Raw genomic sequence first — 23,126 nt, forward strand, 5'->3', positions numbered from 1 at the left:
CAAGGATCGCGCCGTGCGTGTCGCCGAGATGAACTGGATGCAGATCGAGGCGCAGGCGAAGCGGGATGACCGCTGCGTCCTGCCTCTCGGCAGCGTCGAGCAGCACGCCTATTTGAGCCTCGCCACCGACGTGATCCTGTCCGAGCGGGTTGCGCAGGAGGCGGCCGAGCCGCTCGGCATCCCGGTCTTCCCGGTGCTGGCCTATGGCATGACGCCGGGCTTCCTCGATTTCCCGGGCAGTATCTCTCTGAGGCTATCGACCTATGTCGCCCTGCTCGAAGACATCTTCGACGGCTTCTACCGCTCGGGCTTCCGCAGGATCATGCTGGTCAACGGCCATGGCGGCAACTCGCCCGCGCTGAATTTCGCCACCGAATGGCTCGGCCGGCACCCCGATGCGAGCGTCAGGCTGCATAACTGGTGGGCTGCCCCGCAATTCCAGGCGGCGGTCAAGGCGGTCGACCCGGCCGCCTCCCATGCCTCCTGGATGGAGAACTTCCCCTGGACGCGGCTCGAGGGCGTGGCGATGCCCGACACGCTGAAGCCGCCCTTCAACCCCGCCCAGTATCAGGCAGCGAGCCCGAAGCGCCGTCGCGAGATCCTCGGCGACGGCAATTTCCATGGCCTCTACCAGCGGCCGGACGAGGAGATGCTGGAGGTTTGGCGGGTCGGCGTCGAGGAGACGCGTGCGGCGATGGTCGAGAACTGGCCGTGAGGCGCCGCGCCGGGCTCAGTCCATGCTAGGCCATGTCGCCATACGCCTGCTGCAGGCGCTCGTCGTCATGCTCGTCATGTCGATGCTGGTCTTCGTCGGCGTCTATGCGATCGGCAACCCGATCGACGTGCTGATCGGCCCCGACGTCAGCCAGGAACTGCGCTTGCAGACCATCGCCCGCTACGGGCTCGACCGGCCGCTCTGGGAGCAGTACTTCACCTTCCTCGGCCGTGTACTGCACGGCGATTTCGGCCGTTCCTTCGTCTTCGGCATGCCGGTGATGGAGCTGATCCTGTCGCGCCTACCGGCGACGCTGGAACTGACCCTAGCGGCGGTCTTCGGCGCGGCGCTGATCGGCATCCCCGCCGGCATCTATGCCGGCTATCGGCCGGATAGCGTCGCCGCCAAGCTAATCATGACGGTGTCGATCCTCGGTTTCTCGGTGCCGACCTTCTGGATCGGCCTCGTGCTGATCATGGCCTTCGCCGTCGAGCTGCAATGGCTGCCGGCAGGCGGGCGCGGCGAGACCGTTTCGCTCTTCGGCGTCCAGTGGAGCTTCCTGACCGCGAACGGACTGAGCCACCTGCTGCTGCCGGCGCTCAACCTCGCCTTGTTCAAGCTCGCCCTGATGACGCGCCTTGCAAGGGCGGGCACGCGCGAGACCATGCTGACCGACACGGTGAAGTTCGCCCGCGCCGCCGGCCTGTCCGAATGGACCGTGCTGCGCCGCCATGTCCTGCGGCTGATCGCGATCCCGCTGGTCACCGTCTTCGGGCTCGAATTCGCCTCGACGCTCGCCTTCGCCGTCGTCACCGAGACGATCTTCTCCTGGCCCGGCATCGGCAAGCTCATCATCGATTCGATCCAGTCGCTCGACCGGCCGGTGATGGTCGCCTATCTCATGCTCGTCGCCTTCGTCTTCATCACCATCAACTTCCTGGTCGACCTCGCCTATGTCGGGCTCGATCCGCGGTTGAGGAAGGGAGGCGCGCGATGAGCGAGGCCTCTCCCGTCGCCCGCTTCTGGGCGGAGTTTCGCGAGAGCAAGGTCGCGGTCGCGGCGCTCGCCGTGGTCGTGCTGATGATCGGGCTGGCCCTGCTCGCGCCGCTCGTCGCGCCGCAGGACCCCTACGACCTCGCCAACCTCTCCCTCTCCGATGCGCGCCGCCCACCGGGCTTCGTCGGCTCGGGCGGCTACACCCATTGGCTCGGCACCGACGCGCAGGGCCGCGACCTGCTCTCGGCGATTCTCTACGGCCTGCGCATCTCGCTGCAGATGGGGCTGGTGGCGGGCGCGCTCGCCTTCACGCTCGGCGTCGCGCTCGGCATCGGCGCTGCTTATGCCGGCGGCCGGCGCGAGGCCTTCATCATGCGGGTCATCGACCTGCAGCTCGCCTTCCCGGCGATCCTGCTGGCGCTCGTCCTGTCCGCCATGCTCGGGCAGGGCAAGCTCCAGCTCATCGCCGCGCTCGCCGCCGCGCAATACGCCTATTTCGCCCGCACGGCCCATGGCGCGGCCTCGGCCGAGCGCGGCAAGGACTATGTCGAGGCCGTGCTCTCGACGCCGCTGCCGCCCATGCGCGTCGTCTGGCGCCACATCTTCCCGAATTGCCTGCCTCCGTTGATCGTGGTCGCGACCGTGCAGGTGGCGAGCGCCATCGCATTGGAGGCGACGCTCTCCTTCCTCGGCGTTGGGCTGCCGGTGACGGAGCCCTCGCTCGGCATGCTGATCTCCAACGGTTTCCAGTACATGCTGTCGGGCCGCTACTGGATTTCGATCTATCCCGGCATCGCGCTGATCGTGCTGATCGTCGCCATCAACCTCGTCGGCGACCGCATCCGTGACCAGGTCAATCCGAGGCTGAAGCGATGAGCGAGGCGCCTCTCCTTCAGGTCTCGGACCTCACGACCCACTTCCACACCCGCGCCGGCGTGGTGAAGGCGGTCGACGGCGTCTCCTTCGCGTTGAAGCGCGGCGAGGTGATGGGCCTCGTCGGCGAGTCCGGCTCGGGCAAGAGCATCACCGGCTTCTCGATCATCGGGCTGATCGATCCGCCCGGCCGTGTCGAGAGCGGTTCGGTGCAGCTGGAAGGCCGCGAACTCGTCGGGCTCGGACCCGCGGAGCTGCGCAAGATCCGCGGCAAGCAGATCTCGATGGTCTTCCAGGACCCGATGATGACGCTGAACCCGATGCTGACCATCGGGGCGCAGATCAGGCTGGCGCTGGAAGCCCATGAGAAGGTCTCTGGAAGCGAGGCGCGCCGCCGCGCCGTCGCGGCGTTGGCGCAGGTCCGCATCCCCGACGCCGAGAGCAAGGTCGATTTCTATCCGCACCAGTTCTCCGGGGGCATGCGCCAGCGCGTCGCCATCGCCATCGCCCTGCTGCACCGGCCGAAGCTGATCATCTGCGACGAGCCGACGACCGCACTCGACGTCTCGGTCCAGGCCGAGATCCTCGCCGAGATGAAGGAACTGGTGGCGGAACTCGGCACGGCGCTGATCTGGATCAGCCACGATCTCGCGGTCGTCGCCGAGCTTGCCGACCATGTCTGCGTCATGCGCTATGGCAAGATCGTCGAGACGGGTAGGACGCTCGATGTGCTGACCCGTCCGCGGCACCCCTATACGCAGGCGCTGCTCGATGCGCTGCCCTCCCGCGCCGAGCCGGGCACGTTGCTCGCGGGCGGCGCCGGCGCCGAAGTTGCCCCGCCGCCGCGCGCCGCGAGGAAGGCAGAGCCTGCGCCCGGCGATGCAGCGCATTACGTCCGGATCGAGCATGTCGCCAAGCGCTTCGCCCAGACGCCCGGCCTGCTCCGCAAGCTCGGGCAGAGGCTCGGGCTGGCAAAGGCGCCGGCCGCCGTGCAGGCGGTCGATGACGTCACGCTCGTGCTCAGGCGCGGCGAGGCGCTGGGGCTGGTCGGCGAATCTGGTTCGGGCAAGTCGACGCTGGGGCGCGTGGCGGCCGGCATCTACGCGCCCGACAGCGGCCTTGTGCGCATCGACGACGCGCCGGTAATGAGCGCGGGCCGGGAGCCGCACAAGATCACGACGCGTGTCCAGACCATTTTCCAGGACCCCTTCGCCTCGCTCAATCCGCGCATGACGGTCGGCGATTCCATCGCCGAGGGGCCATTGGCACATGGGCTGGTCGGGCGGGCGGAGGCGAAGGACTATGTCCGGCAATGGCTCGCGGCCGTGGGGCTCGATCCCGCCTTCGCCAGCCGCTATCCGCACCAGTTCTCGGGCGGCCAACGTCAGCGCGTCGCGATCGCCCGCGCATTGGCCATGCAGCCCGACGTGGTGGTCTGCGACGAGCCTGTCGCCTCGCTCGACGTCTCGATCCAGGCGCAGATCATCAACCTGCTGATCCGCCTGCGCCAGGAACTCGGCCTGACGCTGATCTTCATCTCGCACGACCTTTCGGTGGTGCGCCATCTCTGCGACCGGGTCGCGATCATGTATCGCGGCAAGATCGTCGAGAGCGGCCCCTCAGCCGAGATCTACGAGCGCCCTCAGCACGACTACACCAAGCGCCTGCTCGCCGCCGTGCCGGTGCTGCCGGTGGCGTAGCGCTTCGACAGGAAAGGACCTGCCATGACCCAACCCGACGAACAGTTGCCCTGGCAATGGCCGGAAGAGGTCTGGCGCGGCAAGGTCGAGCAGGTCCGCGCCGGCCGCAATCTGAAGCCGGCAAAATGGAAGAACGGCGCTCGCTGCGCGGTCGCGCTCTCCTTCGACGTCGACCACGAGACCAACGAACTGCGCGACGGCGGCAAGTCGGTGGGGCGCCTCTCCTGGGGCCAGTACGGCAACCGGGTCGGCGTGCCGAAAATCCTCAATCTGTTGAAGAAGCAGGACATCAAGGCGAGCTTCTTCGTGCCGGCCGTCACCGCGCTGCTCTATCCGGATGAGCAGCGCCGCATCATCGGCGAGGGCCATGAGATCGGCCTCCATGGCTGGATCCACGAGGTCAACACGGCGGTGCCGCCCGCAAACGAGCGCGAGCTGCATCTGCGCTCGGCCGATACGCTCGAGAAGATCACCGGCATCCGCCCGGTGGGCATGCGCACCCCGTCCTGGGATTTCTCCGACGTCACGCTGTCGATCGAGCGCGAGCTTGGCCTGCTCTACGATTCCTCGCTCTTCGCGGATGACGACCCCTATGAGATCGTCGAGAAAGGCGAGCCGACCGGCATCGTCGAATTGCCGGTCGAGTGGATTCGCGACGACGCGCCCTATCTCAGCATGAACCGCTTCCAGGGCTTAAGGCCCTATACGTCGCCGGAAGCCGTCTTCGACATCTTCCGCCGCGAATTCGAGGGCGCCTATGCCGAAGGCGGGCTCTTCCTGCTGACCATGCACCCGCATGTCATCACCTATCGCTCGCGCTTCTGGATCCTCGAGGAGCTGGTCAGGCTCGCCAAGGCGAAGGGCGATTGCTGGTTCGCCAGCCACGCCGAGATCGCGGCCTATGTGAAGGCGGAGGCCGGCCTCTAGAGCATTTTCGAGCGAGGTGGACCCCGGTCCGCGTGAAGAAAATGCGATGAAGCAGAGGGAGAGTAGTTCCGCGGTTCGGAGAAGTGCGGAGCTGCTCTAGAGCGCTGCTTCGCGGAACCGCTGCCCGATTCCCGCCGTTTTCGCTTCATCACGGGTTCAGGCCGAGGGCGGCCTGATGCCTGTGCTTTGAAACGAAGAACAGGAATCGTAATGCGCACGAAACGTTGGTTGCTGGTCGGAACAATCCTGCCGGCCCTCGTCCTCTCGCAGGCCGGACACGCCTTCGCCGAAGCCGGTTATCGGGTCGCACAGGCGCCCTCCGCAGGTGATGACGAGCCGGGGCGCGGACCACGCCAGCGGCCACAGGAGCAGCAGCAGCGCGCCCCGGGAGCACAGCCCGGTCCGCGCGGCCCGGAGCGCCCCGTCCCGCCCGGCGCGCCGCAGGCTCCGCGTCCGCCGCAGATGCAGCCCGCCCCGCAGGCTCCCCGGCCGCAGCCGCCCGCCATGCCCGCCCCCCAGCCTCGCGGTGAGCCGCCGGCGGCACGCCCTGCGCCAAACATGGCGCCGGCTCCCGGCCAGCCTCCTTCTGCCCAGCCTCCTGCCGCCCGGCCGACGCCGCCGCGCCCGCCGGCTGAACCCAGCGTGCCGGCGGTTCCGCGCGCCGCTCCGCAGCCGCCCCCGGCCGCCGCGCCGCCGGCTCAGCGCCCGCAAGCGGCTCCGCCTGCCGCGCCTGCCCAGCCGGCTACCCCGCCTTCGGCTGTACCGCGCGGCGGCCCGGCCGTTCCGCCCTCGGCCGCGCCGCAGCCGGGCTCGGCTCCCGCCGCGCCTGCGACGCAGCAGCGTGCACCTGCGGCGCCGCCTTCCACCGCCCCGGCCGCCCCGGCCCAACCCGGTGCCGGCGCGCCGCCATCGGCCGTCCCGCCTTCCGCGGTCCCGGCACAGCCGCGTGCGCCCGGCGCGACGCAGCCCGGAACGCCTCCGGCTGCCGCTCCCGCTGCCCCGGTCGCGCCTGCCCCCGCTCCTGCTCCGGCACAGCCGCGCGCCGCGCCGCCCGCAGCAGCGCCTCAGGCTGCGCCCGTCGCACCGGCTCCGGCGCAACCCGGCGCAGCGCCGGCCCCGGCCCAGCCCGGTGTCGCACCCGCGCAGCCCGGCCTGCCTCCGGCGCCGCCGCAACAGCGCGACGGTCGTCGCAGCGGCATCTCGCCGGGCGTGGCCGGCGCCATCGGCCTCGGGGCCGGTGTGCTGGGCGGCATCATGGCGACGCAGGGCGCCGAGCGCTTCGACGACATCCGCAGCCGTCGCGAGGAGCGGCGCGAGGGCGACGTCACGGTCATCCGCGAGCCGGGGCGCACGATCATCCGCGACGATGACGGCCGCGCCATCATTCGCCGTGACGAGGACCAGCGCTTCCGCGATCTCGGCTGGCAGGGCCGCTCCGAGCGCCGCGATGGCGAGACGCGGACCGTCTTCGAGCGGCCCGACGGCACGCGCATCGTCACCGTCACCGACGGGGAAGGCCGGCTGATCCGGCGCACCCGCATCGGGCGCGACGACCGCGAGGTGGTGATCATCGACAACACGCTGCGCGACCGCCCGGGGCGTTTTGCCGACGACATCGTGGTGCTGCCGGCTCCGCCGCTGCCGATCCCGCGCGAACGCTATATCGTCGATGCGGATCAGGCGGACGAGGCCCTGATCTACGAGACGATCACGGCGCCGCCGGTGGCCGCCATCCCGCGCCGCTACACGCTCGACGAGGTGCGTTACTCGCCGGATCTGCGCGCCCGCATGCGCAGCGTCGATGTCGATACGATCAGCTTCGACTCGGGCTCCTGGCAGGTTTCGCCGGATCAGGGGCGGCGGCTGGCTGTGATCGCCGATTCGGTCCGGCGCGCCCTGCAGAGCTCGCCGAACGAGGTCTTCCTCGTCGAGGGCCATACCGATGCCGTTGGAGCCGATATCGACAATCTCTCGCTCTCGGACCGCCGCGCCCAGTCGGTCGCCGAAATCCTGACCCGCGACTTCCAGATCCCGCCGGAGAACCTGACGACGCAGGGCTATGGCGAGCAGTATCTGAAGGTCCAGACGCAGGATGCCGCACGGGAGAACCGGCGTGTCACGCTGCGGCGCATCACGCCGCTGCTGACCGGCCAGAACCGCTGACATGGACGGGGCTGCTCCTGGAGCCGGATCCGATCAGGTTGAAACAACCTGATCGGTGAATCCGCCTCCAGACTATTGATAGAGAACGCGTGATCCGATCGGATTGCTACGCAATCTGATCGGCGCGTGCTCTAGCAGCCCCGTTCTTCCTGCAATGCAGGGAACTTCGCACTCCGACAGCGGTTTTTCTTCCGGAGGAATCGATGATGGGAGGTGTCGCCATGAAAATCTCCATTCTAGCAAGCGCGGTCTTGATGCTTGCCGGTTCGTTCGCGCCGTTGCCGGCATGGCCTCAGAGCTCTCCACCGACCGTGAGTCCTCCGGTCGCGAGGGAGCGTGCTCCCGGTGTGCCGATGGCGCCGCGAATGGATGATTCCGTGCAACTGCCGGCCGGGGATCGGGCCGCGCCACTCCATAATCGGCGTGAAGAGCGTGATGACAGGGCACAGGCCAGTCGCGATCTGCCCATGCCGCGCGGCGTGCCGTCGATCATCGCGCCCTGATCTCGCGCGTTCAGGATTTGGCAAGGCCCGCCGGCTAGCGTGGCCGGCATGAGCGACGTCGCAGCCTTAGCCCAGAGTTTCGCCGCCACGCAGGCAGCCTCGCTGCAGCAGGCGCTGAGCACCGAAATGCTCCGCCAGGAGGCGCAGGCGCAGCAGAGCCTTGTCGCCATGCTCCAGCAGAGCACCGAGCAGATGCAGGCGACCCTCCCCGCCGGTCAGGGCGTGCTGGTCGACCGCACGGCCTGAAGGCCGTTGTCAGGGTCAGGCCTCGCGCCTAGCTTCCGGCCATGAGAGACAAGCCAGCCCCGGCCGAGATCGACGCCGCCACGGTCGTTGGGGTGATCAAGCGCGTGGCAGAGCGCCATCCGCGTGTCCATTGCCTCACCAACACGGTGGCGCAAAACATCACCGCCAACATGCTCCTCGCCTTCGGCGCCGTGCCGTCCATGGCGAGCCATCCCGAGGAGGTCGCGGCGGTCGCGGGCGGTGCCGGCGCGATCCTGATCAATCTCGGCACGATCAGCCCGGAGGCCGAGCGCGCCATTCCCAAGCTGCTGGAGGTCGCGCGACAGCGCGCCATTCCGCTGGTGCTCGATCCGGTCTTCGTCGAGCTCTCGCCGCTGCGCTTGAAGCTTGCGAGCGAAGTGCTGTGGCTGCCGGGTGTGACGGTGCGCGGCAATGCGACCGAGATGGCCGCGCTCGACCGTGTCATGAGCGGTGCGGAGGGCGTGCTGCGGGTGACGACTGGCGTGGTCGACCGGATCGAGGGCATGGGCCGGCTTTTCCTGGTCCGCCACGGCAACCGGCTGATGACCAAGGTCACCGGCCTCGGTTGTGCCTCCAGCGCCCTGGTCGCGGCCTGCCGCGCCGTCGAGTCGCAGGCCGATCTCGCCGCTGCCGCCGCGCTGACTGCCTATGGCATCGCCGGTGAGATCGCGGCCGAGCGCTCGGCCGGCCCCGGCAGCTTCGCCATGCACCTGATCGATGCGCTCGCCGGGCTGGACGAGGCGACGCTCGCGGCCCGGATGGCCTGAGCCGTTACTGCGTCGGTGTCAGCGAGAGCGGCTTCGGCGCGGCCGGGCGCGGTTTTGGCTTGGCCGCGGGCTTTGGCTCTGTATTGAGGCCCAGCCGGGCGCGCAGATAGGCGGCCCGCGCCGCGGTGATGCGGGCGGCGCAGAAGCCAAGCTGGCCTTCGCGCTGGAAATCCCGGCAGATCATCTCGCGCTCGGCCGAGAAGCCGGCCTGCTCGCGGGCGATGGAGCGCTGCTCGACGGCGTCCGAGCGGGCGGTCAGCGTTCGATAGCCTTCCCGCACCGCGCGCTCGGCAGCACCGCGTGCACTTTCGATCTCTTTCGCCTGACCGGAGATCGTGCGTGCATCCGGCCCCCACAGCCCGCGCGGGTCGATCCGGCACTGGGCGGCTTCGACGACGCAGGGCTCGTTCGGCTCGACGACGAGGAAGGCGCCGTCCAGCACGTCGAAGACGATCGGGCAGATCGGCGCCTCCAGCCGGTAGCGTGGCACGCCGGAGGGGCGCCCGATTGCCGTGACGGGCAGGGGCTCGTTGCCGAAGGAGACCGAGCAGGGCTCGACCAGATTGGCCGGGCGGAAGCCGTCGAGACTGAGCTTCATCCCGTAGCCCGAAGCCATTCTGCTGAAGGTCGCCTCGCCGTGATTGCCGTTGCGGTGCAAGATCTTGCCGAGGATCGCCTCCTCGCCCGCCACCTTGATCGCCGGCATGCTCGGCGGGCGCGGCTGGCTCGGTGCCCCGGGTTGGACAGGCGCGGCTTGCAGCGTGCCGGTGGCATTGAAGGGCTGCGCGCCGGGCAGTTGCAGGGGCTGTGCCTGCGCGCCGGCGATCATCGTGGCCAGCGCCGCAAGACTGACGGCAAAGCGCGTCGATCGGCTCATGGGGAGTCCTTCTGAGGGAATCCTCGGGGAGTCCTTGGGGGAATCCATGGGCAGGCGGAACGGCCTTTCTGCATGAAGGGCAACGCCGGGATGTGCAAGGGCGGCGAGGCCACACTCGGCCGGAAAGCGGGAGGGCCGTCCTGCAAAGCCTGCATCCCTCGTTTCTTAATCGGCTCGCCTGTCTTGCAAGGGCGGGAACACCCTCACTATATACGCCGCCAAGGGGCGGTTGTTGGAGTTCTGACCACCGTCGAACGTGGAATGCCGGTTCGTTCGCCGCTGAAGCGGGGGCGGTCCGGTCCATGGGCCGGCAGGCGGCGTGAAGACGTCGCGGGCCGGCGATCTGCTCAATCGAAAGGGATCCCGTCCATGGGTAAAGTCATCGGTATCGACCTCGGCACGACCAACAGCTGCGTTGCAGTGATGGAAGGCTCCACGCCGAAGGTCATCGAGAATTCGGAAGGCGCGCGCACCACGCCCTCCATCGTCGCCATCACGGATGACGGCGAGCGTCTTGTCGGCCAGCCGGCCAAGCGCCAGGCCGTCACCAATCCGGAGCGCACCTTCTTCGCCATCAAGCGCCTCATCGGCCGGACCTTCGAGGATCCGATGACGCAGAAGGACCTGTCGCTCGTCCCCTACAAGATCAAGAAGGCGTCTTCTGGCGACGCCTGGGTCGAGGCCGACGGCAAGGACTATTCGCCGTCGCAGATCTCGGCCTTCACCCTGACCAAGATGAAGGAGACGGCGGAGGCCTATCTCGGCCAGCCCGTCACCCAGGCCGTCATCACGGTCCCGGCCTATTTCAACGACGCCCAGCGCCAGGCGACCAAGGATGCCGGCAAGATTGCCGGCCTCGAGGTACTGCGCATCATCAACGAGCCGACGGCGGCTGCGCTGGCCTACGGCCTGGAGAAGAAGTCGTCCGGCACCATCGCGGTCTATGACCTCGGCGGCGGCACCTTCGACGTTTCGATCCTCGAGATCGGCGACGGCGTCTTCGAGGTGAAGTCCACCAACGGCGACACCTTCCTCGGCGGCGAGGACTTCGACATGCGCCTGGTCGAGTACCTGGCGGACGAGTTCAAGCGCGAGCAGGGCATCGACCTGAAGAAGGACAAGCTCGCCCTCCAGCGCCTGAAGGAGGCGGCCGAGAAGGCCAAGATCGAGCTCTCGACCACGGCCCAGACCGAGATCAACCTGCCCTACATCACGGCCGATGCCTCGGGCCCGAAGCACCTCGCCATCAAGCTCTCGCGCGCCAAGTTCGAGAGCCTGGTCGACGATCTGGTCCAGCGCACCGTCGAGCCCTGCAAGAAGGCGCTCAAGGATGCCGGCCTTTCGGCGGGCCAGATCGACGAGGTCGTCCTCGTCGGCGGCATGACCCGCATGCCGAAGGTCCAGGAGGTCGTGAAGCAGTTCTTCGGCAAGGAGCCGCACAAGGGCGTCAACCCGGATGAGGTCGTCGCCATCGGCGCCGCGATCCAGGCCGGCGTCCTCCAGGGCGACGTCAAGGACGTGCTGCTGCTCGACGTGACCCCGCTTTCGCTCGGCATCGAGACGCTGGGCGGCGTGTTCACGCGCCTGATCGACCGCAACACCACGATCCCGACCAAGAAGAGCCAGGTCTTCTCCACCGCCGAGGACAACCAGGGTGCGGTGACGATCCGGGTCTTCCAGGGCGAGCGCGAGATGGCGGCCGACAACAAGATGCTCGGCCAGTTCGACCTGATGGGCATTCCACCGGCCCCGCGCGGCATGCCGCAGATCGAGGTGACCTTCGACATCGACGCCAACGGCATCGTCTCGGTGACGGCGAAGGACAAGGCCACCAACAAGGAGCAGCAGATCAAGATCCAGGCTTCCGGCGGCCTCAGCGAGGCCGATATCGAGAAGATGGTGAAGGATGCCGAGGCGAACGCCGCCGAGGACAAGAAGCGCCGCGATCTGGTCGAAGCGAAGAACCAGGGCGAGAGCCTCGTCCACTCGACCGAGAAGTCGCTGAAGGACTATGGCGACAAGGTCTCGGAAGCCGACAAGTCGGCGATCGAGGCTGCGGCCGAGGCGCTCAAGACCGCGCTTTCGAGCGAGGATGCCGAGGCGATCAAGGCCCGCACCAACGAGCTGATGCAGGCTTCGATGAAGCTGGGCGAGGCGATGTATGCCGCCAGCCAGGCCGAAGGCGCTCCAGCCGAGGGCGGTGAAGCGCCTGAAGATGCCAAGAAGGACGACGTCATCGACGCGGACTTCAAGGATGTCTCGGACGACAAGAAGAAGAGCGCGTAAGCCGCGCTTGCCTTCCAGCAGACGTCATGGCCGGGCTTGACCCGGCCATCTCGTTACGGGAAGGCCTCATGAATGTTGAACGCTGTCCTGCGTGAGATGGCCGGGCCTGAGCCCGGCCATGGCGCGCGGGGCGCGAAGGGGCCGTTCGATCGATGTCGAAACGCGATTACTACGAAGTCCTCGGCGTCAGCCGGACGGTGACGGAAGTCGAGCTCAAGAGCTCCTTCCGCAAGCTCGCGATGCAGCACCATCCGGACAAGAATCCCGGCGACAAGGAAGCCGAGATCAAGTTCAAGGAACTCAACGAGGCCTATCAGGTCCTCTCCGACGGCCAGAAGCGCGCGGCCTATGACCGCTTCGGCCACCAGGCTTTCGAGAATGGCGGTGGCGGCCCCGGCGGCGGCGCCGAGTTCTCCGACTTCATGTCGGACATCTTCGATTCCTTCTTCGGCGACGCCCGTCGTGGCGGCCCGCGCAGCGCCAATGGCCGGGAGCGCGGCGCCGATCTGCGCTACAACCTCGAGATCGGGCTGGAAGACGCCTTCGCCGGCAAGAACGCCACGATTCATGTGCCGACCTCGGTCTCCTGCGAGGTCTGCACCGGCACCGGCGCCAAGCCCGGCTCCAAGTCGCGCCAGTGCCCGAGCTGCGGCGGCCATGGCCGCGTGCGCGCCAATCAAGGCTTCTTCTCGGTCGAGCGCACCTGCCCGACCTGCTCGGGCCGCGGCGAGATCATCGACGATCCCTGCAAGAACTGCCAGGGCGCCGGCCGCGTCACGCGCGAGCGCACGCTCTCCGTCAATATCCCGGCCGGCGTCGAGGACGGCACGCGCATCCGCCTGGCGGGCGAGGGCGAGGCCGGCCTGCGCGGCGGGCCGGCGGGGGATCTCTACATCTTCCTCTCGATCAAGCCACACGCCATCTTCCAGCGCGACGGCGCCGATCTGTTCTGCCGCGTGCCGATCGGGCTGGTCTCGGCCGCGCTCGGCGGCGAGATCGAGGTGCCGACGCTGACCGGCGAAAGTGCGCGGGTGAAGATTCCGGAAGGCACGCAGACCGGCAAGCAGTTCCGCATCAAGGCCAAGGGCATGAGCGTGCTGCGCTCGCGCGAGGTCGGAGACCTCTACATCCAGGTCGTGGTCGAGACGCCGCAGAAGCTGACGGCGCGCCAGCGCGAGCTTCTGGAGGAGTTCGAGCGCGAGAGTTCGCAGAACACTCATCCCGAGACGGCCGGCTTCTTCGGCCGCGTCAAGGAGTTCCTCGGCGGGCTCGGCGGCACGGCCTGAGTCTCTCCCGTCATTGCTTCGTTGCTCCGCTTCTCGCAATGACGGTGTTTCAATAACAAAAGGGCCGCCTTTCGGCGGCCCTTTGCGTTTCGAGGCTGTCGCCTCAGACTCGGTCGACGGCCTTCTTGACCGCGTCCTTGCCCTTGCCGATCGCCTGCTGGGCCTCGCCCTTCAGCTCCTGCGCCGCGCCCTCGGCCTCCAATTCCGGCTTGTTGAACGCCTTGCCGGCGGCCTGCTTCACGTTGCCGGCGGCCTCGTTGGCCATGCCCTTGATCTTGTCGGTCGTGCTGCTCATGGCGAAGCTCCTCTTGGATCCTGTGCGACACCCGTCGCGTCGGGCAAGGAACGGTGCTGCGGCGCAAAGGTTCCGGGCGCTCACGCCGTCCCGGTGCCGGCTGCGGCGAGCGCATGGAGCGTCTCGGCGGTGGCGGCATCGGCCGGGAAGAAGGTCTCCAGCGCGAGCTCCGACAGGGTGATGTCGACCGGCGTGCCGAACACCGTCGTCGTCGAGATCAGCGAGAGCACCGTCTCGCCCAATTGGAGCTGCATCGGCACGGCGATGCCGGCTTCATGATCGGTCTCCCGGTGGGCTTTCGCCGCGGCCTCGGCATGAGGATATGCTGAGAGCTCGCTCAGCAGCGCGCCCAGCGTGCCGTCCGCCGTCGCGCGGACCTGCTGCCGCAGCCGCGCGAGCAGATGGCCGCGCCATTGGCCGAAATTGACGATGAAGGGCGCAAGCCCATCCGGATGCAGCGAGAGGCGAAGGACGTTGACGGGCGGTCGCAGCAGTTCCGCATCGGTGACGAGGCCGAGCAGCCGTGTCACCGCGCCATTGGCGGCAAGCAGCGTCCAGTGCCGGTCGATGGCGAGCGCCGGATAGGGCTCGTGACCCTTGAGGATCAGGTCGATCGCGCCCCGGGCGGCCTTCAGCGCGGGGTCGTCGAGCGGGCGCTCCAGATAGATTGGGGCGTAGCCGGCGGCGAGCAGCAGCGCGTTGCGCTCGCGCAGCGGCACGGCGAGATGCTCCGCCAGCAGCAGCACCATCTCGCGGCTGGGGGAGGAGCGGCCGCTTTCGATGAAGCTCAGATGCTTCTGTGAGATCTCGGCTTCCAGCGCGAGGTCGAGCTGGCTGAAGCGCCGCTGCTGCCGCCAGTCGCGGAGCAGAGCGCCGATGGAGGGGGAATGATGCGTGCTCATGCTGGCAAGCTAGCTACGCAGGCCACCCGTTCCAATTACCTCCCGCTTAATCGACCGGCGTTCCCGAACCCGCCAGCATTCCCGGCATCGACCAACGGGCTGCTGCCCCGAACCGGAAGGATGATGCCATGTCGATGATCCAGTCCTCGCCCCTGTTGCACAAAGCCCTTGCGCTCGATGCCGCCGCTTGCGCTGGCATGGGGCTGCTTCTCACCACGGCTGCAGGCCCGCTCGCCGGCCCGCTTGGGTTGCCGGAGACGCTTCTGCAGGGCGCCGGCCTCATGCTGCTGCCCTGCGCCGCGCTGCTCGCTTTTCTCGCGAGTCGAGAGGCTCTGCCGCGCCTCGCCATCTACGCCGTCATCGGCATCAACCTGATCTGGATCGTCGACAGCCTCGCGATCCTGCTCACGGGTTGGTTCGCGCCAACCGGGCTCGGCATCGTCTTCGTGCTGGTGCAGGCCGCCGCTGTCGCCTTCGTCACCGAGCTGGAGGTTATCGGCTTCCGGCGCTCCTCGGCGCAGGCGGATATGATGCCCGGTGTCGATGGAGCAGGCCAAGGCTGACACATTGTCACGAAGCTGTCGCACAGGAGTCCTAGCCGACGGAGTTCTCACTCCGTCATCGGGTCAAATCCATGCGCCAGCCCCTCGTCCTCGCGGCTCTCGCCTCCCTGCTCCTGGCCGGCACCGCCGCCGCCGAGCCGATGTTCAATCGCATCGCCACCTTCTCGGTGCCGCTGAACCTGCCGGCCGACCGTGACGCGAGCAAGACCGTCTCGGAGATCATTGCCTCGAACGAAGCCGGCACGCTGCTCGCCTATACCGATGCCGAGCAGAAGGCGCTTGGCCTGATCGACATTGCCGACCCGGCCAATCCGAAGCCCGCCGGCTTTGTGCCGCTGGAGGGTGAATCCACCTCCGTGACCATCCTCGGCGGCAAGGCCTTCGTCGCGGTCGTCACCTCCGGCGACAATTTCAAGGAGCCGGCCGGCCATCTCGCCACCGTCGATCTCGCGACGAAGCAGGTCGTGGCGAAATGCGATCTCGGCGGCCAGCCCGACTCGGTGACGCTGACCAAGGACAAGGGCAAACTCGTCATCGCCATCGAGAACGAGCGCGACGAGAAGCTCAACAAGGGCGCGCTGCCGCAACTGCCCGCCGGCAACCTGACCCTGATCGGCATCAAGGACGGTGCTATCGATTGCACTTCGCGTCAGGTCGTCGACATGACCGGCATCGCCGCCGTCGAGCCGACCGATCCTGAGCCGGAATTCGTCGACGTCAATCAGGACGGCCTCGTGGTGGTGACGCTTCAGGAAAACAACCACATCGTCATCGTCGACAGCCGCACGGGCAAGGTGGTGACGCATTTCCCCGCCGGCACCGTCGACCTGAAGAACATCGACAAGACCCGCGACGGCCAGATCAAGCCCACTGAAGAGCTGAAGGGCGTGGCGCGGGAGCCCGACGCCGTGCGCTGGCTCGACAATGACCGCTTCGTCACCGCCAATGAGGGCGACTGGAAGGGCGGCTCGCGCGGCTTCACCATCTTCCGCAAGGACGGCACGGTCGAGTTCGATTCCGGCTCCGATGTCGACCACGTCGCCATGGCCCTCGGCCATTATCCGGAGCGGCGCTCCGCCGCCAAGGGCTCCGAGCCCGAGGGCATCGAGGTCGCGACCTATGGCCAGGACCGGCTGATCTTCGTCGGGCTGGAGCGTGCCTCGCTCGTGCTCGTCTACAAGGATGAGGGCGCCGGGAAGACGCCGCGCTTCCTGCAGGCCCTGCCGGGCGGCATCGGGCCGGAAGGCCTGCTCGCCATTCCGCAGCGCGACCTCTTCGTCTCGGCTTCGGAAACCGATGTCGGGGAGAAGGGCGGCGCGCGGTCGGCCGTGACGATCTATCGCCGCAGCGAGGGTCCCGCCTCCTATCCCACGATCCAGTCCGCCGACGAGAACGGTGCGCCGATCGGCTGGGGCGCGCTCTCCGGGCTTGCGGCGGACCAGACGGCCTCCGGCAAGCTCTTCGCGGTCACCGACAGCGCCTATAGCCCCTCGCGCATCCTCGAGATCGACGCGACGGGCAAGCCCGCGAAGATCACCGGCGCGATCACCGTGACCAGGGACGGCAAGCCCGCCGCCTACGACCTCGAAGGCATTGCGACGCGTCCCGCTGGCGGCTTCTGGCTCGCCTCCGAGGGCAATCCGGAGAACAAGGACAAGCCGACGCAGAACATCCTGCTGCGTGTCTCGGCGAAGGGCGAAGTCGAGGAAGAGATCCTGCTGCCGGAGGAACTGGCCAAGCAGGCGACCCGCTTCGGCTTCGAGGGCGTCGCCATCACCGGCACGGGCGCGGACGAGACGGTCTGGCTCGCCGTGCAGCGCGAATGGAAGGACGATCCGAAGGGCAAGACCAAGATCCTGACCTACAAGCCGGCCACCAAGGCCTGGGGCGCCCTGCATTACCCGCTCTCCCAGCCGGCCGCCGGTGCCTGGATGGGTCTCTCCGAACTGACCTATCTCGGCAACGATACGTTCGCCGTGATCGAGCGTGACAACCTCTTCGGGGCCAAGGCTGTGAAGACGCTCACGACCTTCTCGGTCAAGGGCCTGACGCCGGCCGCGCTCGGCTCCGCAACGATCCCGACGGTCGATAAGACGCTGCTGCGCGACCTGACGCCGGATCTGATGAAGGCCGGCGGCTACGGCCTCGACAAGGTCGAGGGCATGACGGTCGACAAGGCCGGAAACCTCTTCGTCGTCACCGACAATGACGGCGTCGACGATTCCTCCGGCGAGACGCAGTTCTTCGCCTTCGGCTCGCTCCCGCGCTGAGCAGTAACCCACAAACGAAAAGCCCCGGAGGCGCGGGTGGCGCGTCCGGGGCAGGTGCCTGGCTGATGACTGGAGAGCCAGGTGGGGAGGAGACCTAAAGCATTTTCGAGCGAAGTGGGTGCCGGATCGCGTAAAGAAAATGCGTTAAAACAAAGAGTTAGAGCGTTTCCGCGATTCGGGGAAACGCGGAAACGCTCTTAAAATTACCAGCCCGCCAGCACCGAGCCCTTGAAGCGCTCGGCCACGAAGGCCTTGATCTCAGGCGTGTGGTAGGCGGCGAGCAGTTCCTTGACCCAGGGCTTGTCCTTGTCGACGCTGCGCACGGCGATCAGGTTGACATAGGGCCCCTTCGGGTCTTCGCGCAGGATGGCCGAGGTCGGCTCGATCTTGGCGTCGACGGCGTAGTTGGTGTTGATCGCGGCGGCGGCGACGTCGGCCAGCGTGCGCGGCGTCTGGGCGGCCTCGACCTCGAGGATCTTCAGCTTCTTCGGGTTGGCGACGATGTCGAGCGGGGTCGGCTTGAAGCCGACGCCATCCTTCAGCTTGATCACGCCCTTGTCCTGCAGCAGCAGCAGCGAGCGGCCGCCATTGGTCGGGTCGTTCTGGATTGCGACGGTCGCGCCGTCCGGAATCTCGGACCAGTTCTTGTACTTCGACGAGTAGATGCCGAGCGGGAAGTTCACGGTCAGGCCGACGCTCTCGATCTTGTAGCCGCGGTCCTTCACCTGGTTGTCGAGATAGGGCTTGTTCTGGAAGGAATTGGCCTCCAGCTCGCCGGCGTCGAGCGCCTGGTTCGGCACGACATAGTCGGAGAACTCGATGATCTTGAGATCGATGTTCTTCTTGGCGAGCAGCGGCTTCACCTTCTCCAGAATCTCGGCATGCGGGCCGGGCGAGACGCCGATGCGCAGCACCTGGTTCTGCTGGGCGAGCGCGGGGCCGGCGGTGAGCGCGAGGGCGAGGCCGGCGGCGAGCGCGGCGCGGCGGCTGATGGAGGTCGTCATGATGGCATTTCCTTCGGTTGAGCTGTGATTGAAAGGGGTGTCAGGCGTGGCGCAGGCGCTTGTTCAGGCGGCGCGCCAGGCGGTCTCCGATGCTCTGGACGAGCTGGACGAGGACGATGAGGACGGCGACGACGGCGGCCATGACGTCGGGCATGAAGCGCTGGTAGCCGTAGCGGATGCCGAGGTCGCCGAGCCCGCCGCCGCCCACCGCGCCGACCATGGCCGAGAAGCCGATCAGGCTGACGAGGGCGAGCGTGAGCCCCAGCACGATCGCCGGCAGCGCCTCTGGCACCAGCACCTTGCGGACGATCTGGAGCGGCGTCGCGCCCATGGCGCGGGCGGCCTCGACGAGGCCCTGGTCGACCTCGCGCACCGCGCCCTCGATCAGCCGGGCGATGAAGGGCGTGGCAGCCACCGTCAGCGGCACGATGGCCGCGGCGGTGCCGATCGAGGTGCCGGCGATCAGCCGGGTGAAAGGGATGATCGCCACCACGAGGATGATGAAAGGCGTCGAGCGCGTGGCGTTGACCAGCGTGCCGAGCACGAGATTGGCGAGCGGGGAGGCGAACAGCTCGCCGCGCTTGCTGGTGGCGAGGAAGACGCCGAGCGGCAGGCCGAAGAACGTGCCGAGCCCGGCGGCAACCGCGACCATGGTCAGCGTGTCGAGGGTGGACTGCCAGATCAGGCTGATGATCTGGGGAGAGAGGAAATCAGGAAACATGGCCGACGACCTCCGCCTTGAGTCCGAGAGCCCTGAGCGCGCCGAGCACGGCGTCGCTTTCCGGCAGCCGCGCCGGAATCGAGACGAGCAGGCTGCCGAAGGGCTGGCCGGCGATGGCGTCGATCCGCCCGGCCAGGATGTTGACGTCCACGCCGACGACGGCGCTGAGGCGACTGATCACCGGGGCGGTCGCGTTCGCGCCGGTAAAGGTGATGCGCAGCACGAGGTTGTCGCCCTCCCGCGGCACCGCGCGGATCTGCCCTTCCAGATGGGCCGGCACTTCGACGCCGGTCACGGCCTCGACGAACAGCGCCGTGGTCGGATGCTGCGGGTTGGTGAAGACGGAGAAGGTCTCGCCCTGCTCGACAATCCGCCCGTCCTCGATCACCGCGACGCGGTCGCAGATCTCCTTGATGACGGGGATCTCGTGGGTGATCAGCAGGATGGTGATGCCGAGCTCGCGGTTGACCTGCTTCAGCAGCGCGAGGATCGAGCGCGTCGTCTCGGGATCGAGCGCCGAGGTGGCCTCGTCGCAGAGCAGCACCTTGGGGTCGGTGGCGAGTGCCCTAGCGATGCCGACGCGCTGCTTCTGCCCGCCCGAAAGCTCGGAAGGATAGCGCTCGCTCTTGTCGGAGAGGCCGACCAGCGCCAGCAGCCGCTCCACCTTCGCGGAAATCTCGGCGCGCGGCGTGCCCGCGATCTCCAGCGGCAGCGCGACATTGTCGAAGACGGTGCGCGAGGAAAGCAGGTTGAAATGCTGGAAGATCATGCCGATCCGGCGCCGCTGCCGGCGCCAGCCGGCCTCGTTCAACCCGGTGACATTTTCGCCTTCGATCAGGATGCGGCCCGCCGTCGCCCGCTCCAGCCCGTTGACGAGCCGGATCAGGGTCGACTTGCCGGCGCCCGAGCGGCCGATCACGCCGAGGATCGCGCCTGCCGGCACATCGAGATCGATGCCTTCGAGGGCGGTCACCGGCTGTTGGCCGCGCCGCGCCGGATAGGTCTTGCCAACCGCCTCGAAGCGGATGGCCGGGTCCGGCACGGCAATGGGTAGCGCGCCGACGACAACGGCGTCGGGTCTGACGGGGGCGTTCATCATGTCCTCAGAAGTGGCTGTGGCTGGACCAGTGGGCGATGCCGAGCTGTTCCAGCGTCACGTCACGGATCGAGCGGCGATCGTCTTCGCTCGTGGTTTCGGATCGTTCCGGCGTGGTCGGAATCGGCCAGCCGAACCAGATGGCCAGCGCATTCCGGAGTGCGGAGATCAATGGCATCGCCGCCTCACGAAGCCAGCCGCAGCGGGCCGTGGCGGCGCGGCGAGACGAGGAGGCGGGCGGCGCTTTCCGCCGCGACGGGCGTGGCGAAGCGCTGGCCGTCGAGCGCGCTGAATCGCGCGGAGGCGGCGATGAAGGTGAAATAGCGCTCCTCGCCGCGACGGCTCACGAGGCCAGCCTGCGTCTCGCCGATCTCGATGACATAGGCCTGATGCGCCTGGGCCTGGACCTGATGCGCCGGCGCGGGGTGGCCGGAGAAGGATTGAAGTTCGGACATGACTCTGCCTTTCGCCGCAGCGCGGCGCTTGTCGAAAAACGATGGGATGGAGCGGCCTTTCGGCCTCGCGATCTCAGCGTCGACAACAGCAGGGCGAAAGGCGGAAGCGGTCTGGGCTTCGGCTCGTCTTCGCAATCATCATGTCCGTCTCCTACGATCTGGAGCCCACGACACGGTCGTGGCGCTTTAGCGTTTGGTGACGCGGCGCAAGCTGCTCGCTCAAATCTCCGCGGCCCCGGATTGCTCCGGAACGGTTTGCAATCTGATCGGTATCGTCCTGTTTGTCAACCGGATCGTTCTTTTCAAGAAACGATACGTTGGAGAATATTCTTCTCCGCTCGGACCCGGACGCCGCGGATCGCGTGCCCCGCCTCTGGTGCCCCTGCGGCAAGAGGCGCCTTGACGCGGCGGCGGGACGGGCGCTTTCTCCCGCCATGTCGGCTCGCGCCACCTCGCTGCGGAATCTGCGCCGCTCCGGCCTCGGAGCCTGGCTTGCGGTGGCTTATGCCTGGGCCGTGCTGGCGCTCGCGCTGGTGCCGGCGCCCGCCTTTGCCGCGCTGGCCGGGCATGACGGCATCGTGCTCTGCTCCGGCGCAACGCTTCCGGACGATGGCGGCCCCGTCCCGTTAGGCGATCTCGCCCATTGCAAGGGCTGCCCTCTCAACCCGGTGCTCGCAGGGCCGCCTGCCAGCTCGGCGGCCCTCGCCGGGCAACATGCCGTCCGCCTGCCTCAGCGTCTGTCTCGGGCCGAGGGTCTGGCGCATCGCTTCGCGACGGGCCTCGCCCGGCCGCGCGCGCCGCCGGCAATCTGAGACGCACCGTTTCTTTCCAGCATGCGCGCCTGCTGTCCTCGGGTGATGGAGGGCGTGCTCTGCCCGGGCTGCGTCGTCAGCCCTTTGCTCTCAGGATATCTGCCATGAAGTTTTCCCTTCCCCTCGCCGCGGTCGCGCTTGCGCTGTCGGCCACGCTCGCCTCCGCCCACGGCTTCAAGCTCGGCTCGCTCACCATCGGCCACCCCTGGTCGCGCGCGACGCCGGCCGGCGCCAAGGTCGGTGGCGGCTATCTCACCATCGAGAACACCGGTTCCGCCCCGGACCGCCTCGTCTCGGTTTCGGCGCCGTTCGCCGGCCGCGCCGAGATCCACGAGATGGCCTTGAAGGACGGGATCATGACCATGCGCCCGCTCGAGAAGGGCGTGGACGTAGCGCCCGGCGCCAAGGTCGAGTTCAAGCCCGGCGGCTACCACATCATGTTCATGGACCTGAAGCAGCAGCTTAAGCAGGGCGAGACGCTGAAGGGCACGCTCACCTTCGAGAAGGCCGGCAGCGTCGATGTCGAGTTCAAGGTCGACTCGATCGCCGCCAAGGGCAGCACAGAAGGCGAGCATAAGGGCCATTGAACGGCCTATCAGGCGTCATGCCCAGGCTCGACCCGGGCATCTCATGCCGGGGAAGGCTTCCCGAGCCTCATTCTGCCGGAGATTCTCGGGTCGCCGCTGCGCGGCGCCCGAGAATGACGGTTGAGCCTCAGAGCTTCGCGCGCGGATCGAGTTTGGCGACGCGGGCGAGGAGGTAATCGACCTCTGCCTTCGCGGCGGCAGTCAGCGAAGAGCCCGGCTTGCGTTGGGCGTCGCTGGTCAGGATGCCACGCTTCATCATCGTATACTTGCGCACGGCGAGCCCGACGCCCTGCTGCTGCTCGTAACGCATCAGCGGCAGGTGAGCATCGAAGATGTCATGCGCCTCGTCGCGCTGTCCCGCCTTCTGCAGCTTTACGATATCGATCAGCAGCTCCGGGAAGGCATAACCGGTCATCGCGCCGTCGGCGCCACGTTCCATCTCGAAATCGAGGAAGAGCCCGCCATTGCCGGTCAGGATCGAGATCGGCCGTAGCGAGCCCTCCTGCTGAAATTTGCGCAGTGTCGAGATCTTCTCGAGGCCCGGCCAGTCCTCATGCTTCAGCATCACGCAGGACGGATTATCCGTGACGATCTTGCGGATCACGGCCGGCGTCATGATCACCGAGAGCGTCAGCGGGTAGTCCTGGATCACGAAGGGGATGTCGGTACCGATCGCCTCGACTGCCTGGGCGTAGTAGCCGGTAATCTGGTCGTCGGTGCGCAGGTTGGAGGGCGGCGCGATCATCACGGCGGCGGCGCCGAGCTCCATCGACTGGCGCGCGAGCGAGCGCATCGCCGCGAAGCCGGGCGCCGAGACGCCGACGATCACCGGCTTGCCCGGCATGTTCTTGACCGCGCTCTTGACGATGCCGAGCGATTCCTCGGGCTCGAGCTTGGGTGCCTCGCCCATGATGCCCAGCACGGTCGTGCCGTCGGAGCCGATGGTGTCGTAATAGGCGAAGAGCCGGTCGGTTGAGGCCCAGTCAAGGCTACCGTCGGGACTGAACGGCGTCGGCGCGATCGGGAAGACGCCAGAGGCGTCGGCGGTCAGGCGGATGGTC

General features: G+C 67.7%; 23 protein-coding genes. 14 read left to right on the plus strand and 9 right to left on the minus strand.

Annotation, left to right across the window (positions count from 1 at the left end; genetic code table 11):
• Positions 1-13 precede the first annotated feature (13 nt).
• The 8 genes from BoBH3_RS17840 (at position 14) to BoBH3_RS17875 (ending at position 8,911) form a co-directional block, all read left to right on the plus strand.
• Positions 14-715 carry a creatininase family protein gene (locus BoBH3_RS17840; protein ID WP_262332182.1) on the plus strand — a complete coding sequence of 234 codons (702 nt, stop codon included), beginning with the start codon at positions 14-16 and terminating at the stop codon, positions 713-715.
• Between the two features lie 22 nt (positions 716-737).
• A complete protein-coding gene (locus tag BoBH3_RS17845) occupies positions 738-1,712 on the plus strand; it encodes an ABC transporter permease (protein WP_262332183.1) in 975 nt (324 codons plus the stop codon).
• Positions 1,709-2,587 (plus strand): ABC transporter permease, encoded by an 879-nt coding sequence (locus tag BoBH3_RS17850; RefSeq protein ID WP_262332184.1) that lies wholly within the window; start codon positions 1,709-1,711, stop codon positions 2,585-2,587. The genes BoBH3_RS17845 and BoBH3_RS17850 overlap by 4 nt, the downstream gene beginning before the upstream one ends.
• Positions 2,584-4,284, plus strand: coding sequence for a dipeptide ABC transporter ATP-binding protein (locus tag BoBH3_RS17855; RefSeq protein ID WP_262332185.1), 1,701 nt, complete (start codon positions 2,584-2,586; stop codon positions 4,282-4,284). The genes BoBH3_RS17850 and BoBH3_RS17855 overlap by 4 nt, the downstream gene beginning before the upstream one ends.
• A gap of 24 nt (positions 4,285-4,308) precedes the next feature.
• Positions 4,309-5,211, plus strand: coding sequence for a polysaccharide deacetylase family protein (locus BoBH3_RS17860; protein WP_262332186.1), 903 nt, complete (start codon positions 4,309-4,311; stop codon positions 5,209-5,211).
• Between the two features lie 642 nt (positions 5,212-5,853).
• Positions 5,854-7,374, plus strand: coding sequence for an OmpA family protein (locus tag BoBH3_RS17865; protein ID WP_316045114.1), 1,521 nt, complete (start codon positions 5,854-5,856; stop codon positions 7,372-7,374).
• A 551-nt stretch (positions 7,375-7,925) separates the two neighbouring features.
• Complete coding sequence (locus tag BoBH3_RS17870; RefSeq protein WP_262332188.1) at positions 7,926-8,123, plus strand: hypothetical protein; 198 nt, start codon at positions 7,926-7,928, stop codon at positions 8,121-8,123.
• A gap of 41 nt (positions 8,124-8,164) precedes the next feature.
• A complete protein-coding gene (locus tag BoBH3_RS17875; RefSeq protein WP_262332189.1) occupies positions 8,165-8,911 on the plus strand; it encodes a hydroxyethylthiazole kinase in 747 nt (248 codons plus the stop codon).
• Between the two features lie 4 nt (positions 8,912-8,915).
• On the opposite strand, the gene BoBH3_RS17880 is transcribed toward BoBH3_RS17875, so the two are convergent.
• The gene (locus BoBH3_RS17880; protein WP_262332190.1) at positions 8,916-9,788 is read right to left on the minus strand and encodes a hypothetical protein; all 873 of its coding nucleotides are present in this window, start codon (positions 9,786-9,788) and stop codon (positions 8,916-8,918) included.
• 369 nt (positions 9,789-10,157) lie between these two features.
• On the opposite strand from BoBH3_RS17880, the gene dnaK reads away from it, so the two are divergent.
• Positions 10,158-12,074, plus strand: coding sequence for a molecular chaperone DnaK (gene dnaK, locus BoBH3_RS17885; RefSeq protein WP_262332191.1), 1,917 nt, complete (start codon positions 10,158-10,160; stop codon positions 12,072-12,074).
• A 152-nt stretch (positions 12,075-12,226) separates the two neighbouring features.
• The gene (dnaJ, locus tag BoBH3_RS17890; RefSeq protein ID WP_262332192.1) at positions 12,227-13,360 is read left to right on the plus strand and encodes a molecular chaperone DnaJ; all 1,134 of its coding nucleotides are present in this window, start codon (positions 12,227-12,229) and stop codon (positions 13,358-13,360) included.
• A 103-nt stretch (positions 13,361-13,463) separates the two neighbouring features.
• Here the strand turns inward: dnaJ and BoBH3_RS17895 are convergent, their stop codons facing one another.
• Complete coding sequence (locus BoBH3_RS17895) at positions 13,464-13,655, minus strand: CsbD family protein (protein WP_262332193.1); 192 nt, start codon at positions 13,653-13,655, stop codon at positions 13,464-13,466.
• A gap of 80 nt (positions 13,656-13,735) precedes the next feature.
• Positions 13,736-14,557, minus strand: coding sequence for a helix-turn-helix domain-containing protein (locus BoBH3_RS17900; protein ID WP_262332194.1), 822 nt, complete (start codon positions 14,555-14,557; stop codon positions 13,736-13,738).
• 128 nt (positions 14,558-14,685) lie between these two features.
• On the opposite strand from BoBH3_RS17900, the gene BoBH3_RS17905 reads away from it, so the two are divergent.
• Both BoBH3_RS17905 and BoBH3_RS17910 read left to right on the plus strand, forming a co-directional pair.
• On the plus strand, positions 14,686-15,120 hold the full coding sequence (locus BoBH3_RS17905) for a hypothetical protein (RefSeq protein ID WP_262332195.1): 435 nt from the start codon (positions 14,686-14,688) through the stop codon (positions 15,118-15,120).
• Between the two features lie 71 nt (positions 15,121-15,191).
• On the plus strand, positions 15,192-17,390 hold the full coding sequence (locus BoBH3_RS17910; protein WP_262332196.1) for an esterase-like activity of phytase family protein: 2,199 nt from the start codon (positions 15,192-15,194) through the stop codon (positions 17,388-17,390).
• Positions 17,391-17,593: 203 nt separating this feature from the next.
• On the opposite strand, the gene BoBH3_RS17915 is transcribed toward BoBH3_RS17910, so the two are convergent.
• The 5 genes from BoBH3_RS17915 to BoBH3_RS17935 are packed head-to-tail and all read right to left on the minus strand — an operon-like array spanning position 17,594 to position 20,666.
• Entirely contained in the window at positions 17,594-18,394 is an 801-nt protein-coding gene (locus tag BoBH3_RS17915) for a MetQ/NlpA family ABC transporter substrate-binding protein (protein WP_262332197.1), read from the minus strand.
• A gap of 40 nt (positions 18,395-18,434) precedes the next feature.
• On the minus strand, positions 18,435-19,115 hold the full coding sequence (locus tag BoBH3_RS17920) for a methionine ABC transporter permease (RefSeq protein ID WP_262332198.1): 681 nt from the start codon (positions 19,113-19,115) through the stop codon (positions 18,435-18,437).
• On the minus strand, positions 19,105-20,211 hold the full coding sequence (locus BoBH3_RS17925) for a methionine ABC transporter ATP-binding protein (RefSeq protein ID WP_262332199.1): 1,107 nt from the start codon (positions 20,209-20,211) through the stop codon (positions 19,105-19,107). Before BoBH3_RS17925 ends, BoBH3_RS17920 begins: the two co-directional genes overlap by 11 nt.
• Before the next feature lie 7 nt (positions 20,212-20,218).
• Positions 20,219-20,389, minus strand: coding sequence for a hypothetical protein (locus tag BoBH3_RS17930; protein ID WP_262332200.1), 171 nt, complete (start codon positions 20,387-20,389; stop codon positions 20,219-20,221).
• Positions 20,390-20,396: 7 nt separating this feature from the next.
• On the minus strand, positions 20,397-20,666 hold the full coding sequence (locus tag BoBH3_RS17935) for a hypothetical protein (RefSeq protein ID WP_262332201.1): 270 nt from the start codon (positions 20,664-20,666) through the stop codon (positions 20,397-20,399).
• Positions 20,667-21,100: 434 nt separating this feature from the next.
• Between BoBH3_RS17935 and BoBH3_RS17940 the strand changes: the two genes are divergently transcribed.
• Positions 21,101-21,478 carry a hypothetical protein gene (locus BoBH3_RS17940; protein ID WP_262332202.1) on the plus strand — a complete coding sequence of 126 codons (378 nt, stop codon included), beginning with the start codon at positions 21,101-21,103 and terminating at the stop codon, positions 21,476-21,478.
• A gap of 104 nt (positions 21,479-21,582) precedes the next feature.
• Complete coding sequence (locus BoBH3_RS17945; protein WP_262332203.1) at positions 21,583-22,065, plus strand: copper chaperone PCu(A)C; 483 nt, start codon at positions 21,583-21,585, stop codon at positions 22,063-22,065.
• A gap of 127 nt (positions 22,066-22,192) precedes the next feature.
• Here BoBH3_RS17945 and BoBH3_RS17950 read toward each other — a convergent pair whose 3' ends face one another.
• Positions 22,193-23,122: a dihydrodipicolinate synthase family protein gene (locus BoBH3_RS17950; protein WP_262332553.1), complete on the minus strand. Its 930-nt coding sequence runs from the start codon at positions 23,120-23,122 to the stop codon at positions 22,193-22,195.
• Positions 23,123-23,126: the final 4 nt, after the last annotated feature.

It is taken from the genome of Allobosea sp. BH3, from assembly GCF_025499465.1.
GTDB lineage: Bacteria > Pseudomonadota > Alphaproteobacteria > Rhizobiales > Beijerinckiaceae > Allobosea.

Excerpts from the sequence above, each read along its gene's own strand:
- BoBH3_RS17850 (WP_262332184.1), top strand. The coding sequence starts at position 1,709 with ATGAGCGAGGCCTCTCCCGTCGCCCGCTTCTGGGCGGAGTTTCGCGAG.
- BoBH3_RS17855 (WP_262332185.1), top strand. The coding sequence starts at position 2,584 with ATGAGCGAGGCGCCTCTCCTTCAGGTCTCGGACCTCACGACCCACTTC.
- BoBH3_RS17870 (WP_262332188.1), top strand. The coding sequence starts at position 7,926 with ATGAGCGACGTCGCAGCCTTAGCCCAGAGTTTCGCCGCCACGCAGGCA.
- BoBH3_RS17925 (WP_262332199.1), bottom strand. The coding sequence starts at position 20,211 with ATGAACGCCCCCGTCAGACCCGACGCCGTTGTCGTCGGCGCGCTACCC.
- BoBH3_RS17845 (WP_262332183.1), top strand. The coding sequence starts at position 738 with ATGCTAGGCCATGTCGCCATACGCCTGCTGCAGGCGCTCGTCGTCATG.
- BoBH3_RS17915 (WP_262332197.1), bottom strand. The coding sequence starts at position 18,394 with ATGACGACCTCCATCAGCCGCCGCGCCGCGCTCGCCGCCGGCCTCGCC.
- BoBH3_RS17905 (WP_262332195.1), top strand. The coding sequence starts at position 14,686 with ATGTCGATGATCCAGTCCTCGCCCCTGTTGCACAAAGCCCTTGCGCTC.
- BoBH3_RS17920 (WP_262332198.1), bottom strand. The coding sequence starts at position 19,115 with ATGTTTCCTGATTTCCTCTCTCCCCAGATCATCAGCCTGATCTGGCAG.
- BoBH3_RS17880 (WP_262332190.1), bottom strand. The coding sequence starts at position 9,788 with ATGAGCCGATCGACGCGCTTTGCCGTCAGTCTTGCGGCGCTGGCCACG.
- BoBH3_RS17910 (WP_262332196.1), top strand. The coding sequence starts at position 15,192 with ATGCGCCAGCCCCTCGTCCTCGCGGCTCTCGCCTCCCTGCTCCTGGCC.
- BoBH3_RS17875 (WP_262332189.1), top strand. The coding sequence starts at position 8,165 with ATGAGAGACAAGCCAGCCCCGGCCGAGATCGACGCCGCCACGGTCGTT.
- dnaK (WP_262332191.1), top strand. The coding sequence starts at position 10,158 with ATGGGTAAAGTCATCGGTATCGACCTCGGCACGACCAACAGCTGCGTT.
- BoBH3_RS17930 (WP_262332200.1), bottom strand. The coding sequence starts at position 20,389 with ATGCCATTGATCTCCGCACTCCGGAATGCGCTGGCCATCTGGTTCGGC.
- BoBH3_RS17935 (WP_262332201.1), bottom strand. The coding sequence starts at position 20,666 with ATGTCCGAACTTCAATCCTTCTCCGGCCACCCCGCGCCGGCGCATCAG.
- dnaJ (WP_262332192.1), top strand. The coding sequence starts at position 12,227 with ATGTCGAAACGCGATTACTACGAAGTCCTCGGCGTCAGCCGGACGGTG.
- BoBH3_RS17945 (WP_262332203.1), top strand. The coding sequence starts at position 21,583 with ATGAAGTTTTCCCTTCCCCTCGCCGCGGTCGCGCTTGCGCTGTCGGCC.
- BoBH3_RS17900 (WP_262332194.1), bottom strand. The coding sequence starts at position 14,557 with ATGAGCACGCATCATTCCCCCTCCATCGGCGCTCTGCTCCGCGACTGG.
- BoBH3_RS17860 (WP_262332186.1), top strand. The coding sequence starts at position 4,309 with ATGACCCAACCCGACGAACAGTTGCCCTGGCAATGGCCGGAAGAGGTC.
- BoBH3_RS17940 (WP_262332202.1), top strand. The coding sequence starts at position 21,101 with ATGTCGGCTCGCGCCACCTCGCTGCGGAATCTGCGCCGCTCCGGCCTC.
- BoBH3_RS17895 (WP_262332193.1), bottom strand. The coding sequence starts at position 13,655 with ATGAGCAGCACGACCGACAAGATCAAGGGCATGGCCAACGAGGCCGCC.